The sequence below is a fragment of the Telluria sp. RT2P19 genome (genome assembly GCF_059685725.1).
Genome location: NZ_JCASIL010000021.1, coordinates 54,074 through 80,061, shown reverse-complemented (window position 1 = coordinate 80,061; position 25,988 = coordinate 54,074). Strand labels below are relative to the sequence as shown.

At 66.9% G+C, this 25,988-nt stretch carries 19 protein-coding genes; 6 read left to right on the top strand and 13 right to left on the bottom strand.

What is annotated here, in order from left to right:
- Window positions 1-8 precede the first annotated feature (8 nt).
- Window positions 9-1,613 carry a cbb3-type cytochrome c oxidase subunit I gene (locus AC56KW_RS21815; protein WP_497172779.1) on the top strand — a complete coding sequence of 535 codons (1,605 nt, stop codon included), beginning with the start codon at window positions 9-11 and terminating at the stop codon, window positions 1,611-1,613.
- Window positions 1,610-2,404, top strand: a complete 795-nt coding sequence (locus AC56KW_RS21810) for a c-type cytochrome (RefSeq protein ID WP_497172749.1) — start codon at window positions 1,610-1,612, stop codon at window positions 2,402-2,404. Before AC56KW_RS21815 ends, AC56KW_RS21810 begins: the two co-directional genes overlap by 4 nt.
- Here AC56KW_RS21810 and AC56KW_RS21805 read toward each other — a convergent pair.
- The 8 genes from AC56KW_RS21805 to AC56KW_RS21770 all read right to left on the bottom strand — a co-directional run bounded on the left by AC56KW_RS21805 (window position 2,322) and on the right by AC56KW_RS21770 (window position 14,655).
- Complete coding sequence (locus tag AC56KW_RS21805; RefSeq protein WP_497172748.1) at window positions 2,322-3,959, bottom strand: methyl-accepting chemotaxis protein; 1,638 nt, start codon at window positions 3,957-3,959, stop codon at window positions 2,322-2,324. The two genes, AC56KW_RS21810 and AC56KW_RS21805, sit on opposite strands and share 83 nt — an antisense overlap.
- A gap of 217 nt (window positions 3,960-4,176) precedes the next feature.
- Window positions 4,177-5,397, bottom strand: a complete 1,221-nt coding sequence (locus AC56KW_RS21800) for a dipeptidase (protein ID WP_497172747.1) — start codon at window positions 5,395-5,397, stop codon at window positions 4,177-4,179.
- A complete protein-coding gene (locus tag AC56KW_RS21795; protein WP_497172746.1) occupies window positions 5,394-6,965 on the bottom strand; it encodes a serine hydrolase in 1,572 nt (523 codons plus the stop codon). Before AC56KW_RS21795 ends, AC56KW_RS21800 begins: the two co-directional genes overlap by 4 nt.
- Window positions 6,962-8,008, bottom strand: coding sequence for an N-acetyltransferase DgcN family protein (locus AC56KW_RS21790; protein ID WP_497172745.1), 1,047 nt, complete (start codon window positions 8,006-8,008; stop codon window positions 6,962-6,964). Before AC56KW_RS21790 ends, AC56KW_RS21795 begins: the two co-directional genes overlap by 4 nt.
- A complete protein-coding gene (locus tag AC56KW_RS21785; RefSeq protein WP_497172744.1) occupies window positions 8,008-10,260 on the bottom strand; it encodes a TonB-dependent receptor in 2,253 nt (750 codons plus the stop codon). Before AC56KW_RS21785 ends, AC56KW_RS21790 begins: the two co-directional genes overlap by 1 nt.
- Window positions 10,261-10,298: 38 nt before the next feature.
- Window positions 10,299-11,591 carry a peptide MFS transporter gene (locus AC56KW_RS21780; RefSeq protein WP_497172743.1) on the bottom strand — a complete coding sequence of 431 codons (1,293 nt, stop codon included), beginning with the start codon at window positions 11,589-11,591 and terminating at the stop codon, window positions 10,299-10,301.
- Between the two features lie 8 nt (window positions 11,592-11,599).
- Window positions 11,600-12,610 carry a dipeptide epimerase gene (locus AC56KW_RS21775; protein WP_497172742.1) on the bottom strand — a complete coding sequence of 337 codons (1,011 nt, stop codon included), beginning with the start codon at window positions 12,608-12,610 and terminating at the stop codon, window positions 11,600-11,602.
- Window positions 12,610-14,655 carry a serine hydrolase domain-containing protein gene (locus AC56KW_RS21770; protein ID WP_497172741.1) on the bottom strand — a complete coding sequence of 682 codons (2,046 nt, stop codon included), beginning with the start codon at window positions 14,653-14,655 and terminating at the stop codon, window positions 12,610-12,612. The genes AC56KW_RS21775 and AC56KW_RS21770 overlap by 1 nt, the downstream gene beginning before the upstream one ends.
- Window positions 14,656-14,797: 142 nt before the next feature.
- Here AC56KW_RS21770 and AC56KW_RS21765 point away from each other — a divergent pair, with 142 nt between their 5' ends.
- Complete coding sequence (locus AC56KW_RS21765) at window positions 14,798-15,472, top strand: helix-turn-helix domain-containing protein (protein ID WP_497172740.1); 675 nt, start codon at window positions 14,798-14,800, stop codon at window positions 15,470-15,472.
- 23 nt (window positions 15,473-15,495) lie between these two features.
- Here the strand turns inward: AC56KW_RS21765 and AC56KW_RS21760 are convergent, their stop codons facing one another.
- From AC56KW_RS21760 to AC56KW_RS21750, 3 genes are read right to left on the bottom strand one after another with little or no spacing between them, the layout of a single operon-like run.
- Entirely contained in the window at window positions 15,496-16,725 is a 1,230-nt protein-coding gene (locus AC56KW_RS21760) for an ABC transporter permease (protein WP_497172739.1), read from the bottom strand.
- Window positions 16,722-17,459 (bottom strand): ABC transporter ATP-binding protein, encoded by a 738-nt coding sequence (locus AC56KW_RS21755; RefSeq protein WP_497172738.1) that lies wholly within the window; start codon window positions 17,457-17,459, stop codon window positions 16,722-16,724. The genes AC56KW_RS21760 and AC56KW_RS21755 overlap by 4 nt, the downstream gene beginning before the upstream one ends.
- A complete protein-coding gene (locus tag AC56KW_RS21750) occupies window positions 17,456-18,685 on the bottom strand; it encodes an efflux RND transporter periplasmic adaptor subunit (RefSeq protein WP_497172737.1) in 1,230 nt (409 codons plus the stop codon). Before AC56KW_RS21750 ends, AC56KW_RS21755 begins: the two co-directional genes overlap by 4 nt.
- A gap of 198 nt (window positions 18,686-18,883) precedes the next feature.
- Here AC56KW_RS21750 and rpiA point away from each other — a divergent pair, with 198 nt between their 5' ends.
- Together rpiA and AC56KW_RS21740 are read left to right on the top strand one after the other, a co-directional pair.
- Entirely contained in the window at window positions 18,884-19,561 is a 678-nt protein-coding gene (gene rpiA / locus AC56KW_RS21745; RefSeq protein WP_497172736.1) for a ribose-5-phosphate isomerase RpiA, read from the top strand.
- Window positions 19,562-19,574: 13 nt separating this feature from the next.
- Window positions 19,575-19,880, top strand: a complete 306-nt coding sequence (locus AC56KW_RS21740) for a hypothetical protein (protein ID WP_497172735.1) — start codon at window positions 19,575-19,577, stop codon at window positions 19,878-19,880.
- A gap of 209 nt (window positions 19,881-20,089) precedes the next feature.
- Here the strand turns inward: AC56KW_RS21740 and AC56KW_RS21735 are convergent, their stop codons facing one another.
- On the bottom strand, window positions 20,090-20,362 hold the full coding sequence (locus tag AC56KW_RS21735) for an oxidative damage protection protein (RefSeq protein WP_497172734.1): 273 nt from the start codon (window positions 20,360-20,362) through the stop codon (window positions 20,090-20,092).
- Between the two features lie 38 nt (window positions 20,363-20,400).
- A complete protein-coding gene (argA, locus tag AC56KW_RS21730) occupies window positions 20,401-21,714 on the bottom strand; it encodes an amino-acid N-acetyltransferase (protein WP_497172733.1) in 1,314 nt (437 codons plus the stop codon).
- Window positions 21,715-21,767: 53 nt separating this feature from the next.
- On the opposite strand from argA, the gene hrpA reads away from it, so the two are divergent.
- Entirely contained in the window at window positions 21,768-25,862 is a 4,095-nt protein-coding gene (gene hrpA, locus AC56KW_RS21725; protein WP_497172732.1) for an ATP-dependent RNA helicase HrpA, read from the top strand.
- Window positions 25,863-25,988 lie beyond the last annotated feature (126 nt).

The window sequence follows — 25,988 nt, the reverse complement described above, 5'->3', positions numbered from 1 at the left end:
GGCGCCTGGTGCTGGCCCATTTCTGGGTCGCCTTCGCCGCCTTCTTCGTGGCCCTGCTGCTGGGCGAGTGGCAGATGTATATCCGCAGCCCGCTGCGCGACTGGATCGGCAACCCCGAGTTGTACTACCGCGCCGTCACCGCCCACGGCACCGCGATGGGCTATGTGTTCCCGACCCTGGTGGCGATGGGCTTCGGCTACGCCATCGTCGAACTCTCGCTCAAGCAGGCGCTCGTCGGACGGCGCTGGGCCTGGCTCGGTTTCTGGCTGGTGGTGCTGGGCACCGTGACCGCATTGACCCCGGTGTCGATGGGCCTGGCCACGGTGCTGTATACCTTCTATCCGCCGCTGATCGGCAATCCCTTCTACTACATCGGCGTGGTGCTGGTGGTGGTGGGATCGTGGCTCTGGGTGGGATCGATGTCGTTCAACCTGCGGGTGTGGCGCAGGGCCAACCCCGGCGCCACGGTGCCGCTGCCCATGTTCGCCAACCTGGCCGGCGCCTACCTGTGGGCCTGGACCTCGCTGGGCGCCGCGATCGAGATCCTGTTCCAGATCCTGCCGGTGGCGCTGGGGTTCAGGCACACGATCGACGCGGGCCTGGCGCGCGTGTTCTTTTCGTGGACCCTGCACGCGATCGTCTATTTCTGGCTGATGCCGGCCTATATCGCCTTCTATACGCTGGTGCCGCGCGCCATTGGCGCCCGCCTGTACAGCGACAAGATGGCGCGCATCTCGTTCGTGCTGTTCCTCGTGTTCTCGATGCCGATCGGGATCCACCACCTGTTCCAGGACCCGCAAGTGGGATCCGGCGTCAAGTTCATGCACGCGGTGTTTACGGCGATGGTGTCGGTGCCGACCCTGCTGACCATCTTCACCATCACCGCTTCGGTCGAGATCGCGGGCCGCCTGCGCGGCGGCCGTGGCCCGTTCGGCTGGCTCAGCAAGCTGCCGTGGCGCAACCCGATGATGCTGGCGGTGGCGTTTTCCTTCATCCTGCTGGGCTTCGGCGGGGCAGGGGGCTTGATCAACATGAGCTACCAGCTCGACTTCGCGGTCCATAACACGCAGTGGATCACCGGCCACTTCCACCTGATCTTCGGCGGCGCCATCGTGATCATGTACTTCGCCCTGGCCTATGACCTGTGGCCGCACCTGACCGGCCGCGTGCTGGTGGCGGGACGCCTGATGCGCGCGCAGCTGTGGACCTGGTTCATCGGCATGATCGTGCTGACCTTCCCCTGGCACGTGGTCGGCATCCTCGGCATGCCGCGCCGCATGGCCTATTTCGACTACGGCCATCCGGCACTCAGCGCCCAGGCGCTCACGGTGATCATCACCTTCCTCGGCGGCCTGCTGCTGGTGGTCTCGGGGCTGATGTTCATCCTGGTCCTGCTGCGCGGCCATCGCAGCGCGCTCGTCACGCTGCCCGAGTTCACCTTCGCCAGGGCGGTGCACGAGGGCGCGGGCATGCCGGCCGCGCTGAACGGCTACGCGCTATGGCTGGCGCTGATGGTCGGGCTGTCGGTGGTGAACTACGGCTATCCGATCAGCCAGCTGATCCTGCTGGAGCAGACCTCGGTGCCGGCGGTGCCGGTGGGGGAGTCGCCATGAGCGACGAGAAGATTTTTTCGCTGGCCAATCGCTGGTTCACATGGAGCGTCGGCGCCGTGGTCGCCGTCGCGCTGCTGGGGGCGATGGTGGCGTTCGTATGGTTGCCGCGCGCGCATGCGCAGGCGACACTGGCGAACTTGTGGGACGCGATCTGCAGCGCCGCCGGCGCGCCGGCGCCGTTCCAGGGCGCCGCGCTGCCCGCTCCCGGCCAGCGCAACCCGAGCGACGTGATCGTCAGCGCCAGCATGATGGGATCGCAGGGGGCCAACTCGATCGGCAACGGGGCCACCCTGGCCATGAGCTGCACCATGTGCCACGGCGCGCGCGGCACCAGCCCCGCCGGCACGCCGCACCTGGCCGGCCAGCCGGCGTCCGGCACCTACAAGCAGCTACGCGACTTCGCTTCCGGACATCGCCCGAGCGCCATCATGCAGCCACTGGTGGCGAGCCTGGATGACCAGGACATGCGCGACCTCGCGGTCTATTACGCCTCGCTCGAGCGCGAGCGCATCGCCGCCGTCGAACCGTCGGACAGCGATACGCCGCGCCTGGTGCGCAACGGCGACCCGATGCGCGCCATCGGCGCCTGCTCGTCCTGCCACAGCCCGCATGCCGAACGGCCCGCCACGCCGGTGCTGGAAGGCTTGTCCGAGAGCTACCTGCGCGAGCAGCTGAGCGCGTTTCGCGATGGCCGGCGCAGCAACGACATCAACCGGCAAATGCGTAATGCGGTGCAGGCGCTGAGCGAGCGGGAGATCGCAGAGCTAAGTCGGTACTACGCGAGCCGCTAGGCTTGCTTTCACCCACATTGAACACACTGACCAGTTGCGCCAGCGTGGCCGCCTGCTCCTGCAGCGACGTCGCCGCCGCCGCCGCTTCCTCGACCAGCGCGGCATTCTGCTGGGTCACGCCGTCCATCTGCGTGATCGCTTCGTTGACCTGCTCGATGCCGACGGTCTGCTCGGCGCTGGCCGAGGCGATCTCGGACATGATGTCGGTCACGCGCGTGATGCCCTGCACGATTTCCTGCATGGTCGCGCCGGCATCGTCGACCAGGCGTCCGCCGGCGCCGACCTTGGCCACCGAGTCGGCGATCAGGGCGCGGATCTCTTTCGCCGCGCCGGCCGAGCGTTGCGCCAGGTTGCGCACCTCGCTGGCCACCACCGCGAAGCCGCGGCCCTGCTCGCCCGCGCGCGCCGCTTCCACCGCCGCGTTCAGCGCCAGGATATTGGTCTGGAAAGCGATGCCGTCGATGACCGCGATGATGTCGCCGATCTTCCTTGACGATTCATTGATCGAGGCCATGGTCGTGACCACCTGCGACACGACTTCGCCGCCATGCGAGGCGATCTGCGAAGCGTTCCTGGCCAGCACATTGGCCTGGCGCGCGTTGTCGGCGTTCTGGCGCACGGTGCTCGTCAGTTCTTCCATCGACGACGCGGTTTCTTCCAGCGACCCGGCCTGCTGCTCGGTGCGCGAGGACAGGTCGAGATTGCCCGCTGCGATCTGCTGCGAGGCCGTGACGATGGTCTCGGTCCCGGCGCGCACCTCGGTGACGGTCTTGCGCAGGTTCTCGGTCATGGTCTTGAGCGCGGCCATCAGCGCCCCGAGCTCATCGCGCGAGTCGACGCGGATGTCGGCCGTCAGGTCGCCCGCTGCAACCTGCTGGGCCAGGCCAACGGCGCCCGCCAGCGGCCGCGTGATGCTGCGCGTGAGCAGCCAGCCGAACGCCGCGCCAAGGGCGAGGGCGATGACGCCGAGGATGACCATGATCTGGCGCGCCGATGCCGTCAGCGCATCGATGTGGGCGTTCTCGCGGTCGTGCAGCGCAACCTGTAAGGCCTTCACGTCCTCGACGCTTTGCACATAGGCCCGCATCGCGGGCATGACCTTGTCGCGCAGATAGGCCTGCACTTCCGGGCTCGCGGCGCCCAGCGCGTCCTTGAGCTTGTAGCCTTCGTTGCGGATCCCGGTGTAGCGCTGGCGCTGCGCGGCCACGGCCGCGAGCAGTTGCTTGCCCTTGTCGCTCGCGACCAGCGCTTCGAGGTCTTTTTGTAACTGGCTGACCACACGGCTGTTTTCGGCCATCTCCTTGTCGAGCAGCTGTTCGTAGGCCGGATCGGCACTGTTGAATTTAGCGGCGGTACGCAGCGAGTTCATTGCAATGCCGTGCACCCAGTTCGTGGCCAGTTGCGCCTTGTGCGATGTCTGCGCCATGGCATTCTTTGCTTCCGCGATACGCGCCAGCTGCCATAGCGCGCTTGCCAGCATGATGACCACGAGTAGAAGGACGGCGGCGAAGGCGCCGCCCAGACGAGTACCGATGCTGAGGTCTTTGATTTTCATGTTTTTCCGGTTCGGGAACGAAGGGCTGGCTTGTGTCTTGGCTCAATTTCTCATGTAAAGTATTGATACATAAGGAAATCAGCTCAAGGATAAGCGCCCCGGTGCGTATTTGCGAAACCGAAAGTCCACAAATTCGCACCGCCGTTGCGAACAAGAAACAAAACAATGTATGGAAATTATCGACCGATAGTCATTGAATACTTAAGTTGGCAAATATTTATTTGGTAGCGACAGCGACCTGTGCCCGAGCTTCAGCCGCCGCCATTACCCGCAGCAGGTTCCCGCTCCACAATTTGGCCAGGTCGGCATCCGACATGCCATCGGCCTTCAGCCGTTCGGTAATGCGCGGCAGATGCGACACATTGTCCAGGCCCGGGATGCCGCCGCCGCCGTCGAAGTCGGCGCCCATGCACACGTGATCGCTGCCGGCCACCGCGATCAGGTGCTTGAGCGAGGCGATGTATTGTTCGAAGCTCGTGCTCCACAGGGGGGCGGTCCGGTCCAGCGCCAGCCACTGCCTGCCCAGCGCGGCCTGTTCGGCCGGCGCCAGCTTGCCGATGTGTTCGAGCCGGTCGAACAGCTCTGTGCGGCGCGGGCCCATGCCGATGTCGCTCAGGTAGATGGTGGAGGCGCAGATCGCGCCGCCGCCGGCCGCGATCTTGCGAATGCGCGCATCGTCGATATTGCGCGGGTGGTCGAAGCTGGTGCGCGAGTTCGAGTGCGACAGCAGCAGCGGGGTGGTCGACAACGCCAGCAGTTGGTCGACCGTGGCGTCGCCCGCATGGCTGGCGTCGATCACCATGCCCAGCCGGTTCATCTCGCGCACCCAGTCGCGGCCGAGCGGCGACAGGCCGTTCCAGGCCGGCTTGTCGGTCGACGAATCGGCGAACTGGTTGTTCTTGCCGTGGACGATGCCGACCAGGCGCACGCCCTGGCGCTGGAATTCGGACAGCGCGGCCAGCGCCGCCGCACCTTCGCCCAGCGGATAGCTGTTCTCGATGCTCTTGAACGCGACCAGCTTGCCCGCCGCGTCGAGGCGGCGTGCCTCGTCGGCGGTCGTGGCGAGCCCGATCCGGCCGGCGTGGCGCGCCAGCGTCGCGTCGATCAGCCTGGACCGTTCCAGCGCATGGCTGCGCGCCGCCGCATAGCCTTCCGGCGTCAACGGCCCCTGGTCGGTGAAGATGGCGAAGAAACCGCCATCGAGGCTGCCGTCGCCCATGCGCGCCAGGTCGAGCTGGGCCACTTCGGTGGCCGGATCGTGGCGCTGGCCGAAGTCCCAGCCTTCGCGGCCGAAGTGCACCGGCGTGTCGAGGTGGGCGTCGAGCGTCAGCAGGCGGCGGTGGGTCTCGTCCACCGGCGGCGTCGCGGCAGGTGCGGCGCAGCCGGCGAGCACGACCAGTGAAGCGAGGGCAAGGCAGGAGGTCTTGTTTTTTTTCATTCTGGCGCTTTAATCGGAGTGAAGTCCAGGTCCGCGTAATCCCAGCTGAAATCGGCGATCGGCGAGACCGGTGCGAGCTTGATCCCTTGCACCTTGCCGTCCTTGTCGAAGGCGAAGCTGAGGTAGGCGGGTTCCAGGGCATTATCGTCGAAGCGGGTGATCCAGGTGTCGTATTGCCAATGCTCGAGGCGGCCCGCCATGCGCTGGGTCGAGGTGAAGTCGACGCGCAGTCCCTTTTTCTCCTGCGTGATCGCGAGCTTGCCGTACCAGGGGTCGGCGTAGGTCCCCACCAGCGCCGCCGGCGGCAGCGACGGTGTCGACCTGACCGGCGCGGCTTGCTTCGATTTCACCAGGTCCAGGCCCTGCCTGACCTTCTTCGCCTTGTAGGCCTGGAAGGTCGCCGGCCAGTCGGCCTTCGGCTTGTCGAGGTAGTGATCGGCCAGTTCGTACATCAGGCCGCGCACCAGCTCGCCGTCTTCGCTATTGATCGCGATGGCGAAGCCCACCTTCTGCTCGGGCAGCAGCACCACCGCGGTGCCGAAGCCGAACACCGCGCCGCCATGCCAGATCATGCGCGCGCCGCGGTAGTCCACCAGGTCCCAGCCCAGGCCATAGCTCGACAGCTTCGACTCGAGCAGCTTGAGCTCGGGCGGCATCGGACCGGTCGGCATCGGCATCGAAGGGGTCCACATCTGCGCGTGCGTGTCGGCGCTGAACACGCGCTTGCCGTCAGGCGTGGCACCGGCGCCGAGCTGGGTGTGCAACCAGGCCGCCAGGTCGTTGGCGCTGCTGGCGATGCCGCCGGCGGGGGCCGCATTGCGACCCAGGTCGTCGCGTTCGTCCAGCCGCGCCTGGTCGCCGGCGCCGCGCAGGCCGCCATTCATCCTGGCGTGCGGATAGGCGCGGTTGGCGGTGGCGAAATTATCGAGATTACGGGTGGTCGACACCGTCATCCCGGCCGGGCGCAGCACGTGCTCGCGCGTGTAGTCTTCCCAGGTCTTGCCGCTGACCTGTTCGATCAGCTGGCCGGCCACCACGTACATCAGGTTCGAATAGGCATAGGTGCTGCGAAAGCTGGTCGCCGGCTTCAGGTAGCGCACCCGGTGCACCGTCTCGGCGCGCGAGAGCTTGCTGCGCGGGACGAACAGCAGGTCGCCCGCGCCGTAGCCAAGGCCGCTGCGGTGGGTCAGCAGGTCGCGGATCGTGATCTCGCGCGTCACCCACGGGTCATGCATCTGGAAGCCTGGCAGGTGGTCGATCACCTTGTCGTCCCAGGTGATTTTTTTCGCATCGACCAGCGTGGCCAGCGCGGCCACGGTGATCGCCTTGCCGGTGGAGCCGGTCGGGAACAGCGTGTCGCCGTCGACCGGGGCCGCGGAACCGAGCTGGCGCACCCCGAAGCCGCGCGCCAGCGTGGTCTTGCCGTCTTCGACGATGGCGATCGCCAGGCCCGGCACGCCGATGCGCTGGCGCAGCGTCTCGACGCGGGCCTCGAAGCCGCTCGGGGGCGCCGCCAGCGCGGGGGCGCAGGCGACAGTGAACAACAAGGTGGTCAGGGCATGTCTCATGGGGTCTCCTGGCAGGCGTCGAGCAGGCGGTCGAAGGCGGGACCGCCCCGCATCGGATCGGCGACGGGATACGGCAGGCGCGCGGCATGGGCCGCGATCTCGCGCTCGGCTTCCTGCGGCGTCATGCCGCCGGTGTTGAGGGCCACGCCGACGCAGCGGATCGCGGGATTGGTCACCCGGCCCAGCGCGATGGTCTGATCGACCACGGTCTCGATCGACGGCAGGCTGGCGCCGGGGTAGCCCAGCACGTGCGTGCGCCGCGGATCGTGGCAGACCACGAACATGTCCGGCTGGCTGCCGTGCAGCAGTCCGAGCGTGACGCCGGCGAAGGCCGGGTGGAACAGCGAGCCCTGGCCTTCGATCACGTCGACGTGGCCGGGCGCCGCGGCCGGGCTGAGGATCTCGGCGGCCCCGGCCACGAAGTCCGACACGACGGCGTCGATCGGCATGCCGCTGCCGGCGATCATGATGCCGGTCTGGCCGGTGGCGCGGAAGCTCACGTCGACGCCGCGCGCCGCCAGGGCGCGGCTGATTGCCAGCGCCGTGTACTTCTTGCCCAGCGCGCAGTCGGTGCCGACGGTCAGGATGCGGCGTCCGCCGCGCGGCAGGCCGGTCGCGATCGGGATCCCGGCCGGCGGCACGCGCACGTCGACCAACCGCCGCCCGCTGCGCGCGGCCGCCTCGCGCAGGGCGGGTAACGAGTCCAGTCGTACGTGCATGCCCGACACGATGTCGAGGCCCGCGTCCAGCGCGCCGGCCAGGGTCGGCACCCAGGCGTCGGGAATGGCGCCGCCGGCGGCCGCCACCCCGATCACCAGCGCGCTGGCGCCTTGCGCCGCCGCTTCTTCGCAGCTGAGCTGCGGGAGGCCGGCCGAGACGGTCCCCGCCGGCAGGCGCAGCTCGCCGACACAGCGTTCGGCGGCCCAGTCGCGCAGGCCGAAGGCGGTCTTGGCGAAGCCCGGTTCGGTGACGTCGCCGAGGAACAGCAGGCAGCGTCCGACGGCCTGGTTTTCCAGTTCTCCTGCTCGTGATGCCGGCGCCATCAATACTCCCGGGTCAGGGTGAAGCCGACGGTGCGCGGCGTGATCACGCCGGTGCCGATGGCGCCATTCGGATAGACGAAGCCGCCGTTGGCCGTGACCGCGGAAGTCGACAGCCGGCCGTCGCTATTGCCCAGGTTCTTGCCGAACACCTCGACCGTCCAGTTGCCCAGTTCAAGACCGGCATGGGCGTCGACCACGTTGTACGATGGGATCTCGCGCTGGCGGCCGTTGGCGGTGCGGTAGTCGGCGTCGAAGGCGCCGTACTGGCCGGCCATGCGCCGCACCGAGGCGCCGGCATAGGCGGGCGTGGTGTCGCCGATGGTCCAGCGGTAGTCGGCCAGCAGTGCGACCGTGTACTTGGGCGAGAACGGCAGGCGGTCGCCCTTGAAGCCGCCCACGATCGGATCCGTGGCCCCATCCAGGCGCGCCTTGTTCCAGGCGCCGTTGGCCGACAGCCGCAGGCCGCCCAAGGGACGCCAGCCGGCGCTGACCTCGACGCCGTCGGCGGTGGCGCCGGCGCCGTTGGTATTGACGCCGAAGTTGTTCACCACCGCCAGCAGCTGGATGTCGTTCCACTTGATGTGGAAGGCCGACAGGTCGAGCGACCAGCGTCCGTCCTGGGTCTGCGTCTTGAGGCCGGCCTCGTAGCTCATCACGCTGTCCGAGGCGTAGGTGGCCGGGGTGCCCGGCGGCGGGTCGGGCGGCAGCACGTTCGGCCCGCCGGGACGGAAGCCCTTGGCCGCGCGCGCGTAGACGGCGGTGCGCTCGCTGAACTTGCGCTTGAGCGCCACCGCATAGGTGAACACGCCCTCGGACGATTCGGCGCGGTCGTCGGCCGGTCCGCCGGCCAGGGCGCCGTCGCCGATCTGGCGCGCGTCCTGCTTGTTGTGGCTGTAGCGGCCGCCGATATCGAGGTCGTACACCGGGTTCAGGTGGATGGTGGTGTTGGCGAAGGCCGCGATCTCGCGGTAGTTCGATCCCAGGCTCAGGTCGGCCAGCAGCGGCAGGCCGGTGGCAGGGGTCATCGAGCCCGGCACCACGGCGTGGTAGCGCTGGGCCAGGTCGCCTTCCTCGTCGGTGTAGTACAGGCCGGCCAGCCAGTCGACCCGTCCGCCGCCGTTGGAGCTCAGGCGCAGCTCTTGCGTGAACTTCTTGACCTCGAGTTCCTGGCCCAGGTACAGCTCGTTGGGCACGCCGAAGGCGCCTTCGACCAGAGCGCTCAGGTTGAAGCTGGCGTCCTCGCGCACATACTGCTTCTGGGTGCTGTAGCTGGTCGACGAGGTCAGGCTGGCGGCGCCCAGGTTCCAGTTGGCGGTGCCGTTGAAGACGCGATAGTGGATGTCGCGCATATGCGGAATGTATTGCGAGAGGGTGGGGCGGCCGTACAGCGTCTCGAGCGTGTCCGGATCGCTCTCCACGATGCTGGGGGCGTCGGTGGCGATGTTCTGCGCGACTGCGCTCAAGCGCAGGTCGAAGTCCTTGTGCGGCTTGTACAGCAGCGAGGCGCGCGCGCCGTAGTTCTCGGCCTTGTTGATGTCCTTGGCCACGTCCGAGCCGGCGGTGCCGATCGAGTCGATGAAGCCGGGCTCCTTCTGGTACGAGACCGAGGCGCGCATGGCCACCGTATCGCTGATCGGCGTATTGACCACCAGGTTGGTGCGGTACGAGACGCCGCCGCCATCGACCGACGCCGCGCCGATGCGGGCGCGCAGGGCGAAGCCGTCGAGGTCGGGGGCGTTGGTGACGAACTTGACCAGGCCGCCGAGCGAGCTGGCGCCATACAGCGCGCCCTGCGGGCCGCGCAAGACCTCGACCCGGGCCAGGTCGAAGGTGTCGAAGTCGCCGGCCAGGATCGCGCCGTTGGCCAGGCCGCTGCTCGAGCCGAACGGGGTTTCGTCGAGGTACACCGCGACCGTGGAAGCGACGCCGCCGGTATCGAGGCCGCGCAGCACCAGCCGCCCTTCGCCGGGGGTGCTCTGCACCAGCTGCAGGCTGGGGACCAGCTTGAGGTAGTCGGCGAAGCCGGTCGCCTGGTGCTTTTCCAGCGCGTCGCCGCCGACCACCGACATCGACTGCGGCACGTCGACCATCGTCTGAGCGCGCTTCTGGGCCGTCACCACCACTTGCTGGACGTCCTCGCGCGCGGCCTGGTCCTGGCCGGCGGCATGAGCCCCTGGAAACGCGCTCGATACGGCCAGCGCCATCGAAGTCAGTACGATGCGGCGTGCTGCTGCAGGCATATGGATTGCCATGTGGGTCTCTCCTGTTATTCGTTATCGTTGCAGGTACATCAAGCGTTGGCGCCGGCGGCATGCAGCCGCTCGGCGTGCTGCATCGGGCTGTTGAGGCGCCACAGCAGGCCGGCGGCGATTGCGGCCAGGGCCGCGAGCAGCGCGAAGAAGGCGCCCGGTTCGAAGCGGCTCCACAGGCCGCCCACCAGGCCGGCCGACAGGCTGCCGGCGAAGGTCACCAGGAACCAGGCGGCCACCGTGGTGCTGCCCAGGTGGCGCGGCGCCAGCCGGGCGAACAGGCCCAGGCCGGTGGGCAGGATGAACAGTTCGCCGATCGTCAGCACCAGGAAGAACAGCGCCAGCCAGATCCAGCCGGTGGCGGCGCCGCCGGCGCTCCAGCCGACCATCGCCAGCAGCAGGTAGGCGCCGGCCACGATCAGCGCGCCGCAGGCCATGCGCCGCAGCGGCGCCTGGTCGACGCCGGCCGCCGCACGGCGGTGCCAGTAGGCCAGCAGGGGCGGTGTGAGCAGCATCACGAACAGCGGGTTCAGGGACTGGAACCAGGTCATCGGGATGGTCCAGTCGCCCACGCTGCGATCGACGCCGCTGTCGGCCCACAGCGCGACCGTATTGCCGACCTGCTCGTAGGCGGAGCGGAACACCGTCACCGCCAGGCCGATGCCGACCAGGACCATGACGGTTTCGCGTCCCAGGCCGCGCGGAGCGTCGTCGTGTGCCGCGTCCGGCGCGGGCTGGGCCTTGTTCGTGGTCTCGGGCGGCAGGTAGCGCTGTCCGGCGACATAGACGACCAGGCCCAGCAGCATGCCGATGCCGGCCAGGCCGAAGCCGTAGTGCCAGCCATACAGTTCGCCGACCGTGCCGCAGATCAGTGGCGCCAGGAAGCCGCCGATATTGACCCCGACGTAGTAGACGTTGAACGCCCAGCCGCGCCGCGCGTCGCCGCGTGCATACAGGTCGCCGACCTGGCTCGGGAGCGATGGCAGGAAAAGGCCGTTGCCGAGGGCGATGGTGGCCAGCGCGACATAGAAGAAGGCGTCGAAGGCCATCATGAAGTGGCCGGCCGCCATGACGGAGGCGCCGATGATGATGGCGCGCCGCTTTCCCAGCCAGCGGTCGGCCAGCACCCCGCCCAGGATCGGCGTGAAATAGGCCGCCGCCGTGTAGGCGCCATAGATGAACGAAGCCTGGGCCTGGGCGAACAGCAGTTCCTTGGTCATGAAGTAGACCAGCAGCGCGCGCATGCCGTAGTACGAGAACTGTTCCCACATATTGGTCAGGAACAGGATCGTCAGGCCGCGCGGGTGGCCGAACCAGGTTGGCTGGGCGTTCATCGCGCTGCTCATGCGGCGGCCTTCGCGCCGCCGCCCCAGACGTCCGGACCGGACCAGACATTGCCGTCGACGTAGTCGACGCCCGGGTTGCGGTCGTTGGCCAGGAAGATCGGGCCGTCCAGGTCGACGATGTCGCATTCCTGGCCCAGCACGAAGCTCGGCCCCATCGCCAGGCTCGAGCCGCCCATATTGCCGACCATGACCTTCAGGCCCAGGCGCCGCGCTTCCTGCGCCATGAGCAGGCCTTCGGTCAGGCCGCCGCATTTATCGAGCTTGATATTGACCACGTCGTAGCGGCCTACCGAGGGCGCGATATCGGCCAGCGACAGGATGCTCTCGTCGCCCGCCAGCAGGATCGGCGAACGCAGTCCCTCGAGGTCGGCTTCGCTGCCGCGCGCCAGCGGCTGCTCGAGCAGGCCGACGTCCTGGGCCAGCAGGCCGGCAACCAGGTCGTCGAGCTGGCCGGCCACGAAGCCCTGGTTGCCGTCCACGCCGAGCCAGGCGTCGGGCCGGGCCGCGCGTACCGCCGCCACCCGCGCCAGGTCCAGATCGAGGTCTCCGGTCAGCTTGATCTTGATCGAATGGGCCTGCGCGTAGCCGCGCGCCGTTTCCGCCATCGCTTCCGGTTCGTCGGCGCCCAGGGTGAAGGTGGTGCGCAGCGGCCGGGGCGCCTGCTTGCCGGCCAGCTGCCACACCGGCACGCCGGCGCGCGCCGCTTCCAGTTCCCACAGCGCGCAGTCGACGGCGTTGCGCGCGCCACCGGGCGGCAGGATGGCGCGCAGTTCTTCGCGCGTGGGGCCGGCGGCGATGTCGGCCCTGGCCCCGTCGAGCACCGACAGCATGTGCGCCGCATCGTCACCCAGATAATAGACGCCGCCGGCTTCGCCGCGGCCCCGGTGCTGGCCGTCATCCAGGGTGACAACCACGACGTCGAAGGCGTCGAACACATAGCCCGAGATGCGAAACGGCTTCACGAGCCGCATTTTTTCGGTCGCGACCGAGAGATTCAGGCGGGCCATCAGTAGTTCACCGTCATGGAAAGAAGGCTGAAGCGCAGGGCGATATACGCCAGCAGCAGCACGGACAGCAGGAACAGCACGCTCCAGAACTTGCGCAGGCGGCCAGCGCCCCTGAACGCCAGTTGCAGGTTGCGCGCACCGGCGACCAGCGCCGCCACGAAGGCCAGCAGGCCGCCGATCTGCAGGAGCCACAGCCAGGGGTCGAGTGGGGACGTGGCGTTGTCCAGCGACGCTTCGAAGGCCGCAATGATGCCGACCCAGCCGGCCAGCACCGCCAGGATCGCCAGCGCACCGAGGCGCGTGGCCAGCGCCGCCTGGCGCGCCGGCTTGTCGAGCGTGTGCTGCAGCTTGTAGCGGCGGCGCACGATCCAGTCGCCCGGAATGGCCAGCACCGCGTACAGCAGCACCGCGAGGGCCAGGCAGGCGGCCGGGATCAACCAGGCGCCGTTCATGGAAGCAGGAACGCGGTCGAACACCATGAAGGGCGACATGAAGTCCATGCTCCAGCGGACGACCTTGCCGTCCACGACCTGGGCCGCGAGACGGTCTTCTCCGTTCTTGTCGCGCCAGACGAAGGGCGCGATCTCGACCCACTCGCGCGGGCGGCCGTTGGGGCCGAGCAGGGCCGGCACCGTCAGCTGGCCCTTGTCGTCGAGCGCGATCTTCGTCTGGCCGAGGAGGCTGAACACGGCGAAGAAATTCGATTCGGAGCGGCGGCTGTTCTGCCACGAGCCGACCATCATCTCGGCATGGCGCTTCGCTTCGTCGTCGGGCACGCGGCCGTCCGCCGGCAGGGTGGTGGGGAAGTAGCGGTCCGAGAAATCCTGGAACAGCGCGGCGCGCAGCGTATTGGAGGCGCCCTCGCGCCCACCGCTGTTGACCGACAGGTACAGGCCCACACCGTCGCCCATGTACAGGTGCAGCGAGCTGTGGAAGCCCTCGGTGTCGCCCAGGTGGGCGATCACGTCGCGGCCGTTCACATTGGTCTCGAAGAAGCCGAGTTCCATGCGGTTCAGCGGTGGCAGCAGCGAGGGCTTGGCGATCTTGTCGAGCGGGCTGTCGTGCATCGTCTTCGCGGTGGCGGCCGACAGGATGCGCTGGCCGTTGAATTGGCCGCCCTGGAGGTGCGCGATCATGAAGTTGGCCATGTCGATGCCGCTGGCCGAGAGCGCCCCGGCCGGCGCCGAATTGACGATCTCGAAGCCCTGCGATGGCTCGCCCGGCTTGCTGTAGCCGGTGGCCATGAGCGGCTCCAGCGCGGCCGGCAGGGGCTGGCGGAAGCTCGCGGTGCGCATGTTCAGCGGCGCGAAGATGAATTTCTCCACGTAGTCGTCGAACGGCATGCCGGAGACGCGCTCGACCACGTAGCCGGCCAGCGAGGTGGCATAGTTGGAATAGGCGGGCGTGGTGCCGGCGTCATAGATGCGCTCGGGTATCCACGCCTTGAGCAGTTCGCCCAGCGGCCTGGCCTTGCCCTTGTCGTAGACGATCAGGTACTTGACCGACTCTTCGAATCCGGCCGTATGGGTCATGATCTGGCGCATCGTCACCGGCTTGCCGGCGCGCTGCGCAATCTTGAAGTCGAGGTAGGTGTTGACGTCGGCGTCGAGGTCGACCTTGCCCTGCTCGACCATCTGCATCACGGCGGTCCAGGTCACCAGCTTCGAGACCGAGCCGGGGCGGAACAGCGTGCGTTCGCCATCGACCGGGGTACGCTTCTCGACATCGGCGTAGCCGAAGCCGCGCGCGCTCAGCACCTGGCCATCCTTGACCACCACCACCACCGCGCCCGGGATGTCGCTGGTGTTGAGCGCGAACGGCATGTAGCCGTCGAGCCAGGTGTCGAGGTTGGTCTTGTCGAGGGTTTGTCCGGCGCTGGCGCGCGGCGTCTGGACGGCGGTTTGCGATGTATCGGATGGGGTCTTGGCGGCCGGACCCGGCGCGATCGGCGACGGCGGCAATGTCGGTGTTTGCGTGACTTGCTGGGCGAGCGCGCCGGCGTTCCAGCACAGCATGCTCAGCAGCAGAATCTTCAGAATTCTCATCGAGTCTCCTTCTCCCTCTTCTTTCGGTTGATTGCGAACGACCCGTCCAGCCTATAAAATAAAGCTTGATCCGAGTTATTTTTCTCTGATTAGAGAAATATCTTCCTAATTAGAGACTATGTCAACATATAAAACTTCTCCTATGGCATCTGAATCCCCCACACTCGGCGCGTTGATCCGCAGCCTGCGCAGCCGCCAGGGCTGGACGCTGAAGGAAATGAGCGAAAAGAGCGGCATTCCGGTATCGACCTTGTCGAAGGTCGAGCATGGCCAGCTGACGCTGACCTACGACAAGCTGTACCAGCTGAGCCAGAAGCTGGGCATGCGCATGTCGGACCTGTTCGCCGAAGCGCCCGAGGCCGAGCCGCCGGTGACGGCGCGCCGCAGCCTGGGCGACCTGCAATCGGCGGTGCATATCGAGACGCCCAACTACGACTACCACTACCTGTGCACGGAGTTGCGGCGCAAGCAGATGATCCCGGTGTTCGGGCGCCTGCGCACCAAGACGCTCGAGGAATTCGGCAGCCTGGTGCATCACTCGGGCGAGGAGTTCTCGTATGTGATCAAGGGCACGCTGGTGCTGCACACCGAGTTCTACGACCCGGTGGTGCTCAAGGAGGGGCAGTCGATCTATTTCGACTCGAGCATGGGGCATGCCTACCTGGTCGCGGAGGGCTGCGACGAGGTGGAGATGCTGACCGTGATGACCAATTCGGACGATGGGCTGGATCAGCCGATGATCCATGCGGGGCATACGCATGTGCTGCCCGCGCCGAAGCAGAAGAAGGCGCCGGCGGCGCCGAAGCCCCGCCGGTAGCCCGTACGGCTACGCCGTCCAGGCTATTCGTAGCGCAGGCAATCCACCGGCAATAGCCTTGATGCCCGCCGCGCCGGATAGAACCCGAAGAACACCCCGACCGCCGTCGAGAACCCGCACGCCACCAGGATGCCCGACAGGGTGAGATAGACCTCGAAGTCGCCGCCGCCGAATGTCGTGATCAGCGCCGCGCCGCCCGCCGCGATCGCGATCCCGACCAGTCCCCCGGCCAGGCAGATCACCACCGCCTCGGCCAGGAACTGCAGCAGCACGGCGTTGGGCCGGGCCCCGATCGCCATGCGGATGCCGATTTCGCGGGTGCGCTCGGTCACCGACACCAGCATGATGTTCATGATCCCGATCCCGCCCACCAGCAGCGAGATCGCGCCGATCACGCCGAGCAGCAGCGCGATGCCGGTGGTGATCTTGTTGGCCGTCTGCGCGATCGTGTTCAGGTTCTGCACCCTGAAGTCGTCCGGATCGTCGACCCGGATCCGGTGCCGGTCGCGCAGCACTTCCTTGATGTCCTCGATCGCATCGCTCATCGACATGTCCGAGCGTCCCTGCGCGTTGATGTAGTGGACGTTCTGCGGAAACGGCGACTTGACCAGGTGGGCGCTGGCCGCCGTGATCGGCACCAGGATCTGTTCGGACAGTTCGGTACCGTCGCTCTGGCGGCCTTCGCCGGCCAGCACGCCGACCACCTGGAACGCCACGTTCTCGATGCGCAGGTAGCGCCCGAGCGGATCGGTGCGGTAGAAGAACTGGTCGGCCACCTTCTGGCCGATCACCGCCAGCCGCGCGCTGGCGCGCACGTCGGCCTCGCCGAACAGCGCGCCCTGGTCGACCTTCCAGTTGCGGATCGTGAACATGGCCGGCGTCACGCCGATCACGGTGCTGCTCAGGTTCTCGCTGCCGGCGCTGACCTTGAAGCTGCCCTGCAGCGCGGGGGCGGCGCCGGTCAGGCTGGGCAGGGCGTTCAGCGCCTCGGCGTCGTCCAGGCTCAGCACCGCCACCTTGCCCTCGCGCGCGCGCTGGGCCGCGGTGCGATCGCCCCCCGGCATCACATACACCATATTCGTGCCGAGCATCTCGAGCTGCTTGCCGATGAAGCGCTGCATGCTGTCGCCCAGCGCCAGCAGCAGCACCACCGAGGCGATGCCGATCACGATGCCGAGCATGGTCAGCGCCGTGCGCAGGCGGTTGGCGGCCATCGAGCGAAAGGACTCGATCAGGATCTGGATCGGGTTCATGGCGCGGCTCCTGCCTGATTGGCCGCGAACTGGCGCAGGCCATCGGCGGCGGGCCCGTCGTACAGCACGCGCCCGTCCTTCAGGCGCACCAGGCGGCGGCTGCAGGCCGCGATGTCCGGTTCGTGGGTCACCAGCACGATGGTGATGCCGCGCTCGCGGTTCAGTTGGCCGAAGCTGTCCATGATGTCGTCGCTGGTCTGCGTGTCGAGGTTGCCGGTCGGCTCGTCGGCCAGCAATAGCGGCGGGTCGGTCGCCAGCGCGCGCGCGATGGCGACGCGCTGCTGCTGGCCGCCCGACAGCTGGTTGGGCGTGCGCCCGGCAAGGTTGCCCAGGCCGACCCGTTCCAGTTCGGCCAGCGCGCGCGCATGCGCCTTGCCGCGCGAAACCCCGCCATAGATCAGGGGCAGGGCGACGTTTTCGGCCAGGTTCATGCGCTTGATGAGGTTAAAGCTCTGGAACACGAAGCCGATCTTGCGGTTGCGGATATCGGCCAGCGCGGGGCGGGAAAGCAGGCGCGTATCGACGCCGTCGAGCAGGTAGGCGCCGCCGGTGGCCTGGTCGAGGCAGCCGAGGATGTTCATCAGGGTCGACTTGCCGGAACCCGACGCGCCCATGATCGAGACGAAGTCGCCGCGCTCCACCGTCAGGTCGACGCCGTGCAGCACCGGCGTCTCGACGCTGCCGCTGACATAGGTCTTGGTGACGCCCTGGATATCGATCAGCGGACTGCTCATTGATTCTCCGGCTGCGCCAGCGCGCGCGTCACCACGCGGTCGCCCGGCTGCAAAGCGCCCGACAGGACTTCGGTGTAGCGGAAGTTGGACAGGCCGGCGTGGATGTCGACCGGCTGCGGCTGGTTCATCGCGTCGAGCTTGTAGATCTTGAACATGCGCGCGCGCTCGCTGGCGCTGCGGAAGGCGACATCGTCGTTGGCCGTGGCGCCCGGCGCCGGCTTGGCGGCGACCTGCCTGACGTCCTTGCCCGCTCCCTTGTTCTTTTCTTCTGTGCGCTTCTTCTCGGCCGCCTGCTCTTCTTCGGACAGGCGGAAACGCAGCGCCGTGGTCGGGATGCGCAGCACGTCGGGGCGATTGGCCACCACCAGCCGCACCTGGGCCGTCATGCCGGGCTTGAGCAGTTCGTCGCTGTTGTCGACGTCGAGCACGACGTTGTAGGTCACGACGTTCTGCACCACGTTCGGCGCCAGGCGGAACTGGCGCATGGTGGCGTGGAACTCGCGGTCGGGATAGGCGTCGACGACGAAGCGCGCCGGCAGGCCGTCGCGCAGCTGGCCGACGTCGGCTTCCGACACGCTGGTGTCGATCTGCATCTTGGTCAGGTCTTGCGCGATCTGGAACAGGTTCGGCGTGGTGAACGACGCCGCCACGGTCTGGCCCAGGTCGATCGTCCGCTTGATGATCACGCCATCGATCGGCGAGCGGATCACGCTGTTGTTCAGGTCCGCGCGCGCGCGCTCGAACTGGGCCTGGGCCAGCTTGAGGTTGGCGGCGGCGACGTCCATTTCACGCCGCGACTGGTCGAGCGCCAGGCTGGAAACGAAGTTCTGCGCCACCAGCTGCTCGTTGCGCTGGAAGGTGGCCTGGCTAAGGCGCAGGCTGGCGCGCGCCGAGGCGATATTGGCTTCGGCCTGTTTTACCTGGGCGTTGAAGATGGTGGGCTCCAGCTTGAGCAGCACCTGGCCTTTCTTGACCCGGTCATTGAAGTCGGCGTGCAGCTCGGCCACGGTGCCCGAGACCTGCGAGCCGACATTGATCAGCGCGACCGGATTGATGGTGCCGGTGGCGGTCACGGTCTGGTTGATGGCGCCGCGGTCGACCACGCTGGTGCGGTATTTCGACGGCGGCACGACGTTGTCTTTTGGCTTGAGCAAGACCGCGGCTGTCGCGGCGGCGACGAGGATGGCGGCGGCGATGACGATGCGTTTCCTGGTAAAGATTTTCATTGGTTCCCACGCAAACGGACAACAACTAAAACGACAAGTGTGATGGCTTGTTACAAGATTGGCAAATGCGGATTGCATGATCGTGGCATGCATGGGTGATTTAGCGCTTGGCCCCGCCTTCGCGGGCGTGACGTTTTGGAGGATTGGTCGCGGCAATCCGCTAAAATGGCGTATTCCCTTTCCTCTACCAACCGCATCATGACTCAAGACGAACTGAAACAAGCAGTGGCGCGCGCCGCCATCGATTACGTGGTCGACGGCGAAATCATCGGCGTCGGCACCGGCTCGACCGCCAACTTCTTCATCGACGAACTGGCCAGGATCAAGGACCGCATCAAGGGCGCCGTCGCTTCGTCCGAAGCCACCGCCAGCCGCCTGCGCGGCCACGGCATCCCGGTGTTCGACCTGAACGACGTCGAGTCGATGGCGGTCTATATCGACGGCGCCGACGAGATCAACGCGCAGGGCGCCATGATCAAGGGCGGCGGCGCGGCGCTGACGCGCGAGAAGATCGTCGCTTCGGTGTCGAAGAAGTTCGTCTGCATCGCCGACGGCTCGAAGCTGGTCGACACGCTCGGCGCCTTCCCGCTGCCGGTCGAGGTAATCCCGATGGCGCGCGCCGTCGTGATGCGCAAGCTGGCGGCCCTCGGCGGCCAGCCGAAGCTGCGCCTCAAGCCCGGCACCGACCAGCCTTTCATCACCGACAACGGCGGTGAGCTGATCGACGTGGCCGGCCTGTCGATCACCGATCCGGTGGCGCTCGAAGAGAGCATCAACCAGATCACCGGCGTGATCGCCGTGGGCCTGTTCGCCAAGGCCGGCGCCAACGTCTGCCTGCTGGGCACGCCTGACGGCGTCAAGACCCTGTCGCTCTGACCGGGGAGCACGCATGAAACGCGCGTGGATTGCGGCGGCGGTCTTGCTGGGCGGTTGTTCCGTCTTCGGCGGCAAGGTGGATTTGGCGGAGCCTGCGGCGGCGCCGTCTTCCGACGTCGTCGAGATCCAGCGCGTGCCGTTCAAGGTCGGGGTGTCGTCGACCACGGTCGAGAAACTCGGCAAGGCCAAAGCTTGCGCCAGTGCCAAAGGCGCGAGCCTGATCACGGAGCCGGGGCCGATCGAGGTCTATCGGATGCAGTGCGAAAACGGCAAGGTGTTCATGGCGCGCTGCGAGTTGCGCCAATGCCGTCAAATGTAAATTCGCGGCCCCAAAACGCCGCCCGGCGCCCCAAAACGCTGCCCCCTGCCCAAAAACGTCATTCCCGCGAAGGCGGGAATCCAGGTTCGCCAGCGTTCCACGACGATTGACTGAAGTGGCCTGCGGATGACTTGGATTTTCGCCTGCGCGGGAATGACGGTCTTGCGTGCGGAGGTGCGAAAGGCTGATGTGGCCTGACTACGGGCTGATTATGCCGGTGGCGGCACGTAACCCATTGCCTGGTCGGCGCCTTCGCCGAAGAAATGCTTTTCCATCTGCGTCGCCAGGTATTTGCGTGCGCGGTCGTCGGCCAGGTTCAGGCGGTTCTCGTTGATCAGCATCGTTTGATGCTTCAGCCATCCCTGCCAGGCCTCTTTCGAGACCGACAGGTACAGCTTCTTGCCCATTTCGCCTGGGACCGGCGGGAAATCCAGGCCTTCGGCTTCCTTGTTCAGTTTGATGCAGTGGACAGTGCGGGCCATCGTGTACTCCTGTTATTCGTGACAGTCTAAAACCGGTATTATAGAGTCTTGATCAGGACCTGTGATCGGCGCTGCCAGTTATACATGTGTTGCCGGTCTTTTGGCAGGTCGTCCACGGTGGCCGGCACGAAGCCGCGCTTCTTGAACCAGTGCGACGTGCGCGTGGTCAGCACGAACAATTTGGTCAGCCCGGCCGCCCGGGCGCGGTTTTCCATGTGCTTCAGGATGCGCTCGCCGTCGCCCTGGGTCTGGGCGTCCTGGCTCACCGTCAGGCAAGCCATCTCGCCCATCTTCGATTCAGGGAACGGATACAGCGCCGCGCAGCCGAAGATCACGCCGTCGTGGTCGATCACCGAGAACTGGTCGATCTCGCGCTCGATCAGCTCGCGGCCCCGGTAGACCAGGGTGCCGTCCGCTTCGAGTGGCTCGATCAGCTTGATAATTCCGCCGACGTCCTCAATTGTGGCCTGGCGCAGGCTTTCCAGGTTCTCGTGGCTGATCATGGTGCCCACGCCGTCGTGGGTGAACACCTCGAGCAGGGCCGAGCCGTCCATCTCGTAAGGGATGATGTGGGCACGGTCGACGCCGGCGTTGCAGGCCTTGATCGCGTGCTGCATGTAGAACGCGGCCGGGTCGGACAGGAAGCCGGCCTGCAGCACGGCTTCGGCCATGTGCGACGACAGCTCGCGCAGCTCGGCGCCGCCGGCGTCCGTCAGCAGCGGCGCTTCGGTGATGAAGATCAGCTTGTCGGCATGCAGGGCGATCGCGGCCGACGCCGCGACGTCTTCCATGGTCAGGTTGAAGATCTCGCCGGTCGGCGAGAAGCCCAGCGGCGACAGCAGCACCAGGTTGTCCTCGGTCTGCAGGATCGGGTGGATTTTTTCGGCGGCGATCTTGCGCGTCACGCCGGTCAGTTCGAAATCGACGCCGTCGATCACGCCCAGCGGGCGGGCGACGACGAAGTTGCCCGAGACGATGCTGATCTGGGCGTTCGACATCGGCGTGTTGGGCAGGCCCTGGCTGAAGGCGGCCTCGATGTCGAGGCGCAGTTCGCCGGCGGCTTCTTTGGCGCATTCCAGCGCGGCGGTGTCGGTGACGCGCACGCCGTTGTGGAAGCGCCCCTCGACGTTGCGCAGCGCCAGCTGTTCGGCCACCTGCGGCCGCGAACCGTGCACCAGTACGATGCGGATGCCGAGGCCGACCAGCAGGGAGAGATCTTGCGCCAGCACCGGCAGGGCGCCGGCGGCGACCAGTTCGCCCGGGAAGGCGACCACGAAGGTCTTGCCACCGAACGCATGAATATATGGCGCGACCGAGCGCAGCCACTGGACGAATTGGGTAGGAGTTTCCATTTGCCGCATTATAATTCGCTGCGCGTTGTGCGCACCAAATCCTTGTAAAATCAATGTCTGAACAGAGTAACAAGCCTTCGCCACAGCCGGCGCGCGACGCGAGCGCCACCGCCAACGCAACCAGTGCAGCAGCGCCGGCCGAACGCCGGCCACGCCGTGCTCGAGGCGAGCCGGGCGAGCCGCGTCCACGCCAGGAACGTGCGCCGCGCGAAGAAGCGCCGGTTGTGCGTAACCCGCTGCCGCCGATCACCTTCCCCGAAGACCTGCCGGTGTCGGGCCGGCGCGCCGAGATCGCCAGGGCGATTGCAGAGAACCAGGTGGTCATCGTCTCGGGCGAGACCGGTTCGGGCAAGACGACCCAGCTGCCGAAGATCTGCCTGGAACTGGGCCGTGGCGGCCGTGGGCTGATCGGCCACACCCAGCCGCGCCGTATCGCCGCGTCGTCGACCGCCAAGCGCATCGCGCAGGAACTCGGCTCGCCGCTGGGCGAACACGTGGGCTTCAAGGTGCGCTTCAACGACACCCTGCAGAAGGGCGCCTCGGTCAAGCTGATGACCGACGGTATCCTGCTGGCCGAAACGCAGACCGACCCGCTGCTGCGCAACTACGACACGATCATCATCGACGAGGCGCATGAACGCAGCCTGAACATCGACTTCCTGCTCGGCTACCTCAAGCAGTTGCTGCCGCGCCGTCCCGACCTGAAGATCATCATCACCTCGGCGACGATCGACGCCGAGCGCTTCGCGCGTCACTTCGCCGCCAACGACAGGCCGGCGCCGGTGATCGAGGTGTCGGGCCGCCTGTACAAGGTCGAGGTGCGCTATCGTCCGATCGACCGCGATCCGGTCGCTGGCGCCGGGGTCGATCCGACCAGGCCGCTGCCGAAGGCCCAGGCCGCGCGCGAGAAGCGCGACCTGATGGACGGCGTGGTCGATGCCGTCGATGAGCTGTGCCGCCTCGGTTCGGGCGACGTGCTGGTGTTCCTGCCGGGCGAGCGCGAGATCCGCGACTGCGCCGAGGCGCTGCGCAAGCACCATCCGCCGCACGTCGACATCCTGCCGCTGTTCGCGCGCCTGTCGGTCGAGGAGCAGGACCGCGTGTTCCGCCCCAGCGGCAACGCGCGCCGCATCGTATTGGCCACCAACGTGGCCGAGACGTCCCTGACGGTGCCGGGCATCCGCTACGTGGTCGACACGGGGCTCGCGCGCGTGAAACGCTACAGCTTCAGGAACAAGGTCGAGCAGCTGCAGGTCGAGCCGATCGCGCAGTCGGCCGCCAACCAGCGCGCCGGCCGTTGCGGCCGCGTGGCCGACGGCGTCTGCATCCGCCTGTTCGAGGAAGACGATTTTCTCAAGCGTCCGAAATTCACCGAGCCCGAGATCCTGCGTTCGTCGCTGGCGGCCGTCATCCTGCGCATGAAATCCCTGCGCCTGACCGATGTCGAGACCTTCCCCTTCATCGAGGCACCGCAGGGCCGCGCGATCGCCGACGGCTACCAGCTGCTGCAGGAAGTCGGCGCGGTCGACGACAATAATGAACTGACGCCATTGGGCCGCAAGCTGGCCAAGCTGCCGCTCGACCCGCGCGTGGGCCGCATGATCCTGGCCGCGCTCGACAACCACTGCTTGAGCGAGATGCTGATCGTGGCCTCGGCGCTGTCGACGCAAGACCCGCGCGACCGCCCGATCGAATACCAGCAGCAGGCTGACGAGAAGCACAAGAAGTTTGCCGACGAAAAATCCGAATTCCTCGGTTACCTGAAGATCTGGGCCTGGTTCGAGGACGCGATCGCGCACAAGAAGACCAACCGCCAGTTGCAGGACAACTGCCGCGCCAACTTCCTGTCGCAGCTGCGCCTGCGCGAATGGCGCGACGTTCATTCACAGCTCTTGACCATCGTGCGCGAGCAGGGCTGGCGCCTGAATGAAAGCCCCGCTACCTATGAACAGCTGCATCTGGCGCTGCTCACCGGTTTACTCGGCAATATCGGCTTCAAGTCCGAGGACGAGCAGGGCGGCGTGTACCTTGGTGCGCGCGGCATCAAGTTCCATATCTGGCCCGGCTCCACGCTGGGCAAGAAGGCGGGACGCTGGGTGATGGCGGCTGAACTGGTCGAGACCACGCGCCTGTATGCGCGCACCATCGCCCAGATCCAGCCCGACTGGGTCGAGAAGATCGGCGGCCACCTCCTCAAGAAATCGTGGGGCGAGCCGCGCTGGGAGAAGAAACAGGCGCAAGTGACGGCGCTCGAGCGCGCGACGCTGTACGGCATCGTCATCTATGGCGGCCGGCGCATCAACTACGGCCAGCGCAACCCGGTCGAGGCGCGCGAGATCTTCATCCGCGACGCGCTGGTGGCGGGCGACTACGAGACCCGGCTGCCGTTCTACATCCATAACCACAAGCTGGTGAAGGACATCGAGAACCTCGAGCACAAGTCGCGCCGCCAGGACGTGCTGGTCGACGACCAGCTGATTGCGGCCTTCTACGACAGCGAGATCCCGAGGGACATCGTCAACGGCGCCGGTTTCGAGAAGTGGTACAAGGACGCGGCGCGCGACAATCCGAAGCTGCTCTACCTGAACCGCGAAGAGCTGATGCGGCACGAGGCGGCCGGCGTCACCACCGAGCTGTTCCCGAAGACGATGGTCGTTACCGGCATCGAGATGGGGCTGACGTACCACTTCGAGCCGGGCAGCGTGCGCGATGGCGTCACGCTCGCCGTGCCGCTGTTCGCGCTGAACCAGATTCCCCAGGAGCGGCCGGCCTGGCTGGTGCCCGGCATGATCAAGGAAAAGGTGCATCTGCTGCTCAAATCCCTGCCGCAGAAGCTGCGCCGCCACTGCGTGCCGCTGCCGGAGTACGCGGGCAAGTTCGTGGACCGCATCCATGCAGCGGGCGCCTTCGGGCGCGGCGACCTGGTCGACGTGCTGATCATGGACGTGCGCGCGCAGACCGGCGTGGCGGTGCGTACCGCGGACTTCAAGATCGAGACGCTGCCGGCGCATATGTTCATGAACTTCAAGGTCATCGACGAGCATGGCCGCCAGCTGGACATGGGGCGCAATCTCTCGACCCTGCAGGCCGAGCTGGGCGGACAGGCGCGCCAGAGCTTCCAGAAGATGGCGGAGGCGACACCAGGCGCGGCCAACGCGCGTGCCCAGGCCGCGCGGCCGGTGGCGGCGCCGCCTGGCGCGCCACCTGCACCCGCAGGCAAGGGAAAGGGCGGTGCGCCGCAGGCCGCGCCGGCGGCCGCAGGTGGGCAAGCCGCGGTGCACGAAGCCGCATCCGGCCGCCAGCACACGGGCCTTACCAGCTGGACCTTCGGCGAATTGCCGGAACTGCTGGAGATCAACCAGGGCAAGCTGACCTTGATCGGCTTCCCGGCATTGGTCGACAAGGGCACGCATTGCGACCTGGAGGTGTTCGACGATCCGAACGTGGCCGCGCGTACCCACCGCGTGGGCCTGCGCCGGTTGTTCGCGCTGCAGTTCAAGGAACAGCTCAAGTTCGCCGAGAAGAACATCCCCGGCCTGCAGGGCATGGGCATGCAGTTCATGAACATCGGCTCGCAAGAAGACTTGCGCGACCAGATCGTGGCCAAGGCGATCGACATCGCCTGCCTGCAGGATCCGCTGCCGGTTGATGCGGCGTCGTTCAACCAGCGCCGTGACCAAGGCAAGGGCCGTATCGGCCTGCTCATCAACGAGGTGGCGCGCCTGGCCGGACAGATCCTGGGCGAGTACCACGGCCTGCCCAAGCGCGTGCAGAGCCTGCCCTCGGCAGTGTCGGCGGACATCATGGCGCAGTTGCAGGCGCTGGTGCACAAGCGCTTCATCGCCGACAACGAGTACAGCCAGCTGGCGCACTTCCCGCGCTACCTGAAGGCGATCAACGTGCGTCTCGAGAAACTGCGCGGTAATCCATCGCGCGATGCGCAGCTGATGGCCGAATGGCAGAACGCGGCGAGCCAGTTCCAGCGCACGCTCAAGAATATGGCGGGCAAGAACAACGATCCGCGCATGATCGAGTTCAGGTGGATGCTGGAAGAGCTGCGCGTGTCGCTGTTCGCGCAGGAGCTGCGCACGCCGATGCCGGTGTCGGCCAAGCGGCTGCAGAAGGTGTGGGAGTCGATGTTGCGGTGATTGTGATCGACCTGTCCTTGCCCATGTCGACCCGTATCCTGTAGAACGACGTCATTCCGCAGGCGGGAATGACGTCTCGAGGGCGCGGGGCGAACAAGACGTTATCGCTGAGCGGAGGATCGCGGC

Bases quoted from the DNA above. Each gene is read 5' to 3' on its own strand.
- AC56KW_RS21810 (WP_497172749.1), top strand. From the start codon at position 1,610: ATGAGCGACGAGAAGATTTTTTCGCTGGCCAATCGCTGGTTCACATGG.
- AC56KW_RS21805 (WP_497172748.1), bottom strand. From the start codon at position 3,959: ATGAAAATCAAAGACCTCAGCATCGGTACTCGTCTGGGCGGCGCCTTC.
- AC56KW_RS21800 (WP_497172747.1), bottom strand. From the start codon at position 5,397: ATGAAAAAAAACAAGACCTCCTGCCTTGCCCTCGCTTCACTGGTCGTG.
- AC56KW_RS21795 (WP_497172746.1), bottom strand. From the start codon at position 6,965: ATGAGACATGCCCTGACCACCTTGTTGTTCACTGTCGCCTGCGCCCCC.
- AC56KW_RS21790 (WP_497172745.1), bottom strand. From the start codon at position 8,008: ATGGCGCCGGCATCACGAGCAGGAGAACTGGAAAACCAGGCCGTCGGA.
- AC56KW_RS21785 (WP_497172744.1), bottom strand. From the start codon at position 10,260: ATGGCAATCCATATGCCTGCAGCAGCACGCCGCATCGTACTGACTTCG.
- AC56KW_RS21780 (WP_497172743.1), bottom strand. From the start codon at position 11,591: ATGAACGCCCAGCCAACCTGGTTCGGCCACCCGCGCGGCCTGACGATC.
- AC56KW_RS21775 (WP_497172742.1), bottom strand. From the start codon at position 12,610: ATGGCCCGCCTGAATCTCTCGGTCGCGACCGAAAAAATGCGGCTCGTG.
- AC56KW_RS21770 (WP_497172741.1), bottom strand. From the start codon at position 14,655: ATGAGAATTCTGAAGATTCTGCTGCTGAGCATGCTGTGCTGGAACGCC.
- AC56KW_RS21765 (WP_497172740.1), top strand. From the start codon at position 14,798: ATGGCATCTGAATCCCCCACACTCGGCGCGTTGATCCGCAGCCTGCGC.
- AC56KW_RS21760 (WP_497172739.1), bottom strand. From the start codon at position 16,725: ATGAACCCGATCCAGATCCTGATCGAGTCCTTTCGCTCGATGGCCGCC.
- AC56KW_RS21755 (WP_497172738.1), bottom strand. From the start codon at position 17,459: ATGAGCAGTCCGCTGATCGATATCCAGGGCGTCACCAAGACCTATGTC.
- AC56KW_RS21750 (WP_497172737.1), bottom strand. From the start codon at position 18,685: ATGAAAATCTTTACCAGGAAACGCATCGTCATCGCCGCCGCCATCCTC.
- rpiA (WP_497172736.1), top strand. From the start codon at position 18,884: ATGACTCAAGACGAACTGAAACAAGCAGTGGCGCGCGCCGCCATCGAT.
- AC56KW_RS21740 (WP_497172735.1), top strand. From the start codon at position 19,575: ATGAAACGCGCGTGGATTGCGGCGGCGGTCTTGCTGGGCGGTTGTTCC.
- AC56KW_RS21735 (WP_497172734.1), bottom strand. From the start codon at position 20,362: ATGGCCCGCACTGTCCACTGCATCAAACTGAACAAGGAAGCCGAAGGC.
- argA (WP_497172733.1), bottom strand. From the start codon at position 21,714: ATGGAAACTCCTACCCAATTCGTCCAGTGGCTGCGCTCGGTCGCGCCA.
- hrpA (WP_497172732.1), top strand. From the start codon at position 21,768: ATGTCTGAACAGAGTAACAAGCCTTCGCCACAGCCGGCGCGCGACGCG.